The sequence below is a fragment of the Mucilaginibacter sp. genome (assembly GCF_041663085.1).
Taxonomy (GTDB): domain Bacteria; phylum Bacteroidota; class Bacteroidia; order Sphingobacteriales; family Sphingobacteriaceae; genus Mucilaginibacter.
Map to the genome: position 1 here is coordinate 1 of NZ_JBAZRC010000180.1, position 8,844 is coordinate 8,844.

Consider the following 8,844-nt stretch of genomic DNA (forward strand, 5'->3'; position numbering starts at 1 on the left):
CAACCAACCAGTAAACAGCGGCCAATATCAGCAGCACCCACCCAACCGATGCAAAAGCAAACGAACTTGTGCTGATGCGTTTGATAATAGGTGTAATGCCCGACAGATCTAACCCGAAACCAATTACTAGGGCAATGATGCCGGCTATAACTAAAGCCTTTATTTTGTAAGCTATGTTTTTGTTTGATATAAGCAGCTTGCCTGCCAAAACACCCCAAATGGTGTGTGCCGCGGTTGGGATGCAGTTGATAGTTACCCATCCGTCGCTATTTATTTTGCCCATGAGCAGGGTATCAACGTAAGCGCCAAAGTTGTGCCCTTCTACAAATGGCTGGTCATAGCCCGGCATCAGTATGGTGCGGTATAAAACCTCGGTAAGGATCAATAAACCCAGGGTAAATACCAACTGCCAGGTGTATGATCTGCCGATGATCAGGTAAGCCACTAAGGTAGTGAATGATAGCTGCGTTAACACATTCCAAAGCTCCCAAACGGGTTTGCCTGCATAAAAGCAATGCAGGGCTACACCGCAAATAAATAGCTTTAGGCTGCGTAGTAATATATGCGGCAGGTTTGCCTGCCAGCTTTGGCCCTTATCTAATTTACGGCTGTAAGAAATATACATCGCGGCGCCGGCCATGAACATAAATGCAGGCTGAACTAAATCCCAGAAATGCAGCCCGTGCCATGGATGATGAAAGAACTGGTTGATCAATCCGCCCATAGGCTGCGCCGGATCGATGTGCTTTATTGCTTCGTAAAGCCTGCAGCTTTCGCCGCAAAGCAGTATCATGATCATGCCGCGCATAACATCTAACGACACTAAACGCCCGTTAGCCAATTGATCAGCAGTTGAATTCTTTATCATAAAAGCGCCCCGATATATATTTTGCTTACAGTTTTAAACAGATACAAACCAATTAAACCTATTCACTCATGTCAAGGAAGTAGCTTGGGCCACCATCATCAGGTGCGCTTCCTAACGTTACCGACCAATCGCTTTTGATGGCCTGTATGGCTATACGCATACCAGAACCGGTTAAGCCTTTTAGCTTACCGCGCGCAATACGCATTTCAAATTTCACTACCCCGGCGTCTTCTTTCACAGTACCTACTGTATAAGCTTCGGAAATAGATTGTTGGGCGAATGAAAACGCATTCTGATCGGCACTGTTATGGTAAAATATATCTACCCCTGCGGTAAGCAGCTGACCTTCCAGCAGTATATCGTAACCACCATCAGTAAAAGTGCCAGTTAATAAGCCTGTGGCCGGGTTGTTATCAGAGTCTATGTAAAAATCAAAAATAACCCCGTCTGCTTTTTTGCCGGTCATTTCGCCATACATATATATGTAGTTACCGTCATAATCAAACTTAACATTTCTGAAAACGCCTTTTTTGGTCCCAAGCTGTACAACATCTTTTGTAACCGTTGCCCAATCATCCAACGTATTATCATTGATCTTTACCGGTGATGTTTTGGCTATGCGTAAAACGGTTGATGCCTCTACACTCTTACCGTTAACAGACGCTGTTAAAGTTGGCACATACTTGCCTTTTCCCGGGTAAGTGTGGGTTGGTTTGGCATCGGTAGATGTTGTGCCATCACCAAAATCCCACTTGTAACCGGTTACACCTTCGGTTTTTACGATAAAGGTTGCCGTAGCGCCATCAACCTCTACATCATATAGCAGGTCGGTTTTTACTACGTAGTTATCCTTTTTACATGAGCTGAATACAGAACATGTAACGGCCACCGATAGCATGAACATATAAGCTTTTAAATTTTTCATATCAATATGTATGTTACTGTGTGATAATTAAATTATGGGTTTTGTGTTGCTAACGGATTGCTCAACACCTCATCAATAGGGATATAATATATCGTACGTGGGTTGGTGTAAGGCACTGTTAGGTTAGGGTAACCCGATGGGGTTTTTGACAGGTCGATGTCGGTTTCTTTTAAACCGGCCAGGTGGTAACCCCAGTAAGCCTTGTTCAAGGTACGTTTGTTACGGAACACATCATAAGTACGGTGGCCTTCAAATGCCATCTCAATACGTTTTTCATCTAATACCACATCTAACGCAGTTTTACCTGCAGGTAAAACCTTGTTGTAAAGCGAGCCTTCCAGTCCGCGGTTTTTGCGGATCTCATCCACATCATCAAGCGCGGCAGGGGTTGCACCAGTTTTAGCTTCTGCCTCGGCACGTATCAGGTACAACTCTGCTATCCTGAACATAATTGGCGAGCTTAAATTTGGCGATCCGCCCTGAAAAGAGAACTTGCTGATATAATACATCTCGATACCATTCTTCTTTTGTACCACATCACCTACTTTTGACGGAACAATGTATGACCAGCGAACATCCTCAGGATGCGGAGCCATAGCAGCACGTAATGATGATGAAGCATATTCCTCTCCCCAGCCCGAGTTACCATCTGAGTAGATCATAGAGGCGATAGAACCAAATTTACCGTAATCATCTACCGTTGTAAAAGCTACACAGAAAATGGTTTCGCTGGCAGTTGTGGCATTGGCAAATAAGGCCGGATATGTTGCTTTAGTAGCTAAAGTAAATTTACCTGAGTTGATCACTTTATTTGACCATTCAATAGCTTTGGCGTTATCTTCTTTATAAAGATTAACGCGTGCAAGTAATGACCATGCTGCCTCCTGCGAGGCGTATTGCACACCACGTGACTGGGTCATTAAGGTAGCCGCCTTTTCTGAATCAGCAATAACAGAATCATAAACTTCTTTAACGGTCGACCGCGCTTTTTTGGCGTCGTCGGTTAAATTGGTACGCAGTATAATACCGGGTGCATTAGGGTCAACACTATATGGTTTACCAAATAACCTTACTAAGTTAAAGTGGCAGAATGCACGCAGAAAGTAGCACTCGCCTAATAGTTGATTAGTTTTTGCATCTGTTTTACCCGATTTTTCAACCGCATCAATAACCGTATTTACACCGGTGATGATCTTATAAGATATATACCAGTAGTAACGGGTATTACCCTGCGATGGCGAGTGGCCAAGGCTAAAGCTGTAGTACAATGGATCGGTAGTTACCTGGCCGCAAACAATATCATCGCTGGCAAAATCGCTCAGGTGATAAAACTGGCGCAGGTACATATTATTCTGATCTACCAAACCATTAAACTCTATATGGTCTTTAAATAAAGCGTAGGCGCCGTTAAGGGCGTTGGTTAAACCATCACTGGTAGTAACAATGGTACCCGTGCTAATAGCGTCGCTTGGGTTAACATCTAAGTTTTTACAGCTGCTTGCGGCAAAAACTACAAGTGCGATTATGGTGAATATTCTCTTTTTCATATACTTAATTTTAATAGGCCGCGACCTGCTTAAAAATTGAAATTAACGGTTAACAAATACTGACGGTTGTTTGGATACTTAAAGTCGGAAACGCCCGGGGTTGAAAAGCTGTTAGGGGTAATAGTAGTTTGCGGATCCTGACCTAAGAAATTAGAGAATGTAGCAACATTATCAGCAGTTACACCAACACTTACGCCCTTCATAGCTATTTTGTTAGCCCATGCTGTTGGCAAGGTGTAACTAAAAGCAATGTTTCTGATGGTGAAATAGCTGCCATCTTTTAAGTAACGGGTTGAGTTCTCGGTAGAGTTAGCTGAGTTTTGCGGGCTTGGCTCTGTAGCCTGGGTATCGCCCGGGCCGCTCCATACTTTAGCACCATCAGGTAATTTTATCTGATTGTAATATGGTTCGTGCCCATCGTTCATCATAAACCTTAGGTTATTGCTAAATACTTTGTTACCATAGTTAAAGTAAGTGCTTACACGTAAGTTAAAGTTTTTATACCTGAAACTGTTGTTAAACCCACCCTGAAACTTAGGCAAGGCCGAGCCCACTTCCTGTATGGTAGCCTGTGCATAGTCTGATGTTTTTTCGCGGGCTACTGCTTTACCTTCAGTATTATAGATAACTTTCTCCCAAACCGGTGCGCCTGTTTGCGCATCAACACCTAACCATTTTGGCATGTAAAATTCAAACAGGTTACCACCGTTGCGGTATATTTGCGAGATGCTCCATGAACCGGTCTTTACGATATCTGACGGGAAGCCCTCTAATTTGTTATTGTTAAAGTTGATGGTAAAATCGGTGTTCCACTCAAAATCTTTCGTTTTGATGTTAGTTGAATTGATACCAACCTCAATACCCTTATTAATTACGCTACCCGCGTTTTCCCACTTGGTCTCAAAACCTACTGATAGTGGTTGAGACACTTGTAGTAACAGGTCTTTAGTATCGTTACGGTAAACATCTACTGTTAAATTCACCCTTTTAAATAAACCGATATCGATACCGGCATTTATCTGGCGTTTGCTCTCCCAGGTAAGGTTAGGGCTTGCTAACTGGTAAGGTACCGCGCCAACCAGTGAATTATATTGTGTAGTTAACGAGAACAGCCCCAGGTAGCGAGATGCGCCAATATCCTGCGTACCGGTAATACCGTAGCTACCGCGTATTTTTAAGTTATTGATAACACTGTTATCTGATAAAAATTCTTCATTACTGGCCAACCAGGCTGCAGATACTGATGGGAAACCACCGTAATGTTTACTTGGTGCGAAGTTTGAAGAACCATCATACCTGTATGAACCCGACAGGAAATATTTTTCTTTATAATTATAGTTTACCTGCGATATTAATGATTGCAGGATATATTTATTGTTAGCGCCGTTTACCAGTTGTGTATTAGATGCAACACTTAACACCTTTAAACCTTCAGGCAAGCCCTGGCCAGATCCTCCCGAGTATTCGTTTTTGCTGCTTTCGAACGCGCCGCCTACAAAGCCGCTGATAGAGTGATCGCCTAATCTAAAATCAAACTTAAATAACTGGTTGCTGATAACACCGTAGTTAAGAGTGTTTAGCTCATCAATATAACCTTTGCCATGGTAAGTACCCGCAGCAACCGGTGATACATAATTGGTGCCTTTATCAAACGATGCTGATACCCTGTTTGTGCTGGCAAATGTTAACCAGTTGGTGATACGGTAGTTGATACCCAGATCGTAGTTTACATTAAACCCTTTATATGAGTGATCTGAGTTTTGTACGGTGTTAAGCGGGTTTATCTTATCTCTCGACCACCATTTAAACGTAGAATTACCATCTACATAAATTGGGTTACCGGCTGCATCGTATGGGTTATCCCATGGCATGTTCAGGAACGAGTAATACACATCCATGTAATCGTAGCTTTTGCCTTGCGATGCGCTAAGATTGATATTGTTGGTTACATCAAGTTTTTTTGAGAAATGATAGGTTGAGTTACCACGTAAGTTAACACGCTCAAAGTTTGTGTTAACAAAAGTACCTTTTTCTTTATAGTATGATGCCCCTACGTAATAATCATTCTTTTCTGTTTTGCCGCTGGCAGACAGGTAGAAGTTATACACCGGTGCCGATTTAAATGACTCTTTAGACCAGTTATAATTTTGGTTGCGAAGCGCTAAAGGGCGCTCTGCGTAAAACTTCACTAAGTCTATCTTGTAAGAGTTATCTGGCGCGCCTACAATATAATCGCGGTAAAACTCTTTCTGGTAATCGTACAGCTCGTTGCTGTTCATCAGGTTCATCTTACCAAAATCAGCAGTACGGAAACCTGTTGATATTTTTGCCTCGAACCTGGTTTCGCCTTGTTTAGCGCTTTTGGTAGTTACAATGATAACACCCGCGTTTGCCTGCGAACCGTATAAAGCGGTAGCACCGGCATCTTTTAATACGGTGATGCTTTCCACATCATTAGGGTCATAGTTACCGCCAATTATACCATCAACCACAAAAAGCGGGCTTTGGCTGGCATTAACAGATGATACACCACGCAGCCTTATCTCGGCTACGGCACCCGGCGCACCCGAACTGTTAACCACGTTTAAACCGGCAACCTTACCTTGCAGCATGGTACCAATATCGTTAGCGGTAACATCCTTCAGTTTGTTGGCCGATACCACGGTAACCGCGCTGGTTAGCTCGTTTTGTTTTTTGCTGGTGTAACCAACCACAACAACATCATTAAGTTGTTGCACATCCTCGGTTAGTTGTACCTGGATGTTGGTTTGGCCGGCAGTTACGGCTACCTCTTTTGGCAAATAACCAACAAAACGCACAACAAGTGTTGCTTTGCCGGCCGGTACATTTAAAGAGAATTCTCCGTTAGTGTTTGTCATGCCACCAATGGTAGTGCCTTTAACAGACACTGTTACGCCCGGCATTGGCTGCTTATCGAGCGCTGATACAACGCGCCCTGTTACCGGTAAGGTTTGCGAGAAACCCTGCAGGCAAAACAAAAGAGCGCAAGTACAGATGAGTAAAAGTTTTCTGATCATATTGTGTAAGTTAGTTTATAGTTTTTAGCATGGTTAATTGCTTATTTGTAAAAGTGATGTAAAATTATTGTTAACGAAAGGGCGCGGCCATAACGTAAATTGAAAACACAGCTACGCAAACGTTTGCACGGTTTACGCAAACGTTTGTTCTATTTTACGCAACCGTTTGCGTAAAATTCACTTATGTGCTGATTAGCAGATTATTATTGGCTATTCGGGGCATATCACACCCTTAATTAGCAGCATTGCATAAAAACAAAAGATAATTATTTGGCAGGGGTGTAATCAATCATCTCCGAATCGATGATATGCTGCAATAGCGGGAGTTCTGTTGCGTTGGGTTTTGTTGCGTTGTTAATGAGCTCGAAAAGAAAGCCTGCTGCCATAGATGATTGCTTATAGGCAAACTGCTCAATAGATGCCAGTGGTACGCTATCCATGTATTCCCAAATAGGCAGGTTAGCAAAGCTGATAAAGCTTATATCTTTATTTACTATCAGCCCGGCGGCTTTAACCGCGGCTATACAATCAAGCAAAACATAATCGTTAAATACAATAACAGCCGTGGGCGATTCCTCAAGCGAGATGAGTTTGTTTATAGCCTTAAGGTTATCGGCTTTACCTAAGGTTGTTGATACAATAATATCCTGATCTACCGGCAGGTTATTTTCTTTTAAACATCTAAAATATATCTCTAAACGTTGCAGGGTTGCGGCCAGTTTTGCCGGGCCGTTTATAAGGCCAATACGGGTATGGCCTATGCCAACCAGTTTGGTGATAGCCTGCAACATACCCGATACCAGGTTACAGGCCACATAATTAATGTCTTTACGATTAGGCACCCTATCAAAAAACACTACTGGGATGTTATATTTTTTCAGACTGTCGAAATGCTCATACGTCGAGGTTTCTTTGGTGAGCGATACCAGTACGCCATCAACACGGTGGTCTTTCATGTTCTCCACTATCTTTTTCTCGCGCTCAAAGCTATCAAGCGATTGCCCGATGATCACGTTATAGTTACTGGCTTCAGCGGCGTCCTCCACCCCGGTTAACGCGGCCGAGAAGAAAGGTTCGGAAAGATCAGGGATAATAACACCTATAGTGTATGTTTTGCGTTCTTTAAAATAGATGGCCATTTTATTGGCCTCGTAGCCAATCTCTTTGGCCACCTTGTGTACCCGCATAGTAGTTACCAAACCAATACTCGGATGATCATGCAACGCCCGCGATACGGTTGATGCAGATACATTAAGCCGCTTGGCTATTTCTTTTATGGTAGGTAACTTGTTTTTCGACATTTATATGCAGGTGGAGGCAGTTTTCTTAGTTAGCTAAATTACTATATTAATTATGAAGCTACCAAATTTACATGCCGATAACACAAACGGACTTGTTTATGCAAAACAACTGTTAGCTATAGTGGAGGCCTTATTTGTTCCGCTTGTTCTATTTATGAGCAGAACAAAGCGGAACAGGGTGTACTTTATTAATTTACCGCATCTAATTGCAACACTACACTGGTATGGTAACTGCTTATTTCGGGGTTAATACCAACAGCCATCAGAAAATCGCCGGTGTAAACCTGGTTGCCTGGTAATACAGAGCCCGTGCCCGGGTAAAGGTTTATCTCTTTAACCGTATACTTCTTCTGCGGGTCTAATCCCTTAAAACGGATAGGTGCCTTTGTACCGCTACCATAACGGTTATTCACCAGGTAGTTAAACACCACCGCTTTTGATTTTGAATCGTTTACATACATTAATGCAGCGGCATCATTATCCCATGGGCTTTGCAGGCGGTATTGGTCGCCGTGCCATATTACGTCTTTAAGGGCATCGTAATTTTTTAATGCCTGCTGGCAAAAGGCAAGGTCTTTATCATTTAATTTACCTACCACAATATCAAAACCCATTTTGCCCATCATAGCCACATCCACCCTAAATTTAATAGGTTGCTTACCCCAATCAGTAACATGGTTTGAGCTTGCAATAGCCGGGAAGAAATATGAATACTCCCATTGAATGAAGATTCTTTCCAGCGGGTCGGTGTTATCGCTTGGCCAATACTCCGTAAAGTATTTAAGCGCGCCGTAATCTACACGGCCGCCACCGCCAGAGCATAGCATTAGTGGTACTTTTGGGTACTTGGCGCGTACGCGATCAAGCACTTTATACAGCCCTTTCACATAATCAACGTACAGGTGCGAATGATCTTTTTTCAAATACTGTGAATGTGCATTATATATCACAGCATTACAATCCCACTTAATGTAGGCCAGGTCGGGGTTCTTGGTGAACAGGTTATCAACTACGCCAAATACAAAGTCCTGCACTTTAGGGTTTGTCAGATCGAGCACCAGTTGGTTCCTGAAATATTTTTCGGGGCGGTTAGCTTCTTTGATCACCCAATCAGGGTGCGCTTTGTACAGATCGCTGGCCGGGTTAACCATTTCTGGCTCAATCC

The 8,844-nt window shown here is 42.9% G+C and carries 6 protein-coding genes; all 6 read right to left on the minus strand.

The window, feature by feature from the left end:
- Positions 1–868 (minus strand): acyltransferase family protein (locus WC615_RS21225; protein ID WP_372980055.1); only part of this gene is annotated, 868 nt, incomplete at its 3' end.
- A gap of 58 nt (positions 869–926) precedes the next feature.
- Entirely contained in the window at positions 927–1,793 is an 867-nt protein-coding gene (locus tag WC615_RS21230; protein ID WP_372980056.1) for a PKD domain-containing protein, read from the minus strand.
- A 32-nt stretch (positions 1,794–1,825) separates the two neighbouring features.
- Positions 1,826–3,340: a RagB/SusD family nutrient uptake outer membrane protein gene (locus WC615_RS21235; protein ID WP_372980057.1), complete on the minus strand. Its 1,515-nt coding sequence runs from the start codon at positions 3,338–3,340 to the stop codon at positions 1,826–1,828.
- A 29-nt stretch (positions 3,341–3,369) separates the two neighbouring features.
- A complete protein-coding gene (locus WC615_RS21240) occupies positions 3,370–6,378 on the minus strand; it encodes a SusC/RagA family TonB-linked outer membrane protein (protein WP_372980058.1) in 3,009 nt (1,002 codons plus the stop codon).
- A 266-nt stretch (positions 6,379–6,644) separates the two neighbouring features.
- The gene (locus WC615_RS21245; protein ID WP_372980059.1) at positions 6,645–7,679 is read right to left on the minus strand and encodes a LacI family DNA-binding transcriptional regulator; all 1,035 of its coding nucleotides are present in this window, start codon (positions 7,677–7,679) and stop codon (positions 6,645–6,647) included.
- Between the two features lie 188 nt (positions 7,680–7,867).
- A partial coding sequence (locus WC615_RS21250; protein WP_372980060.1) for an alpha-galactosidase occupies positions 7,868–8,844 on the minus strand: 977 nt, incomplete at its 5' end.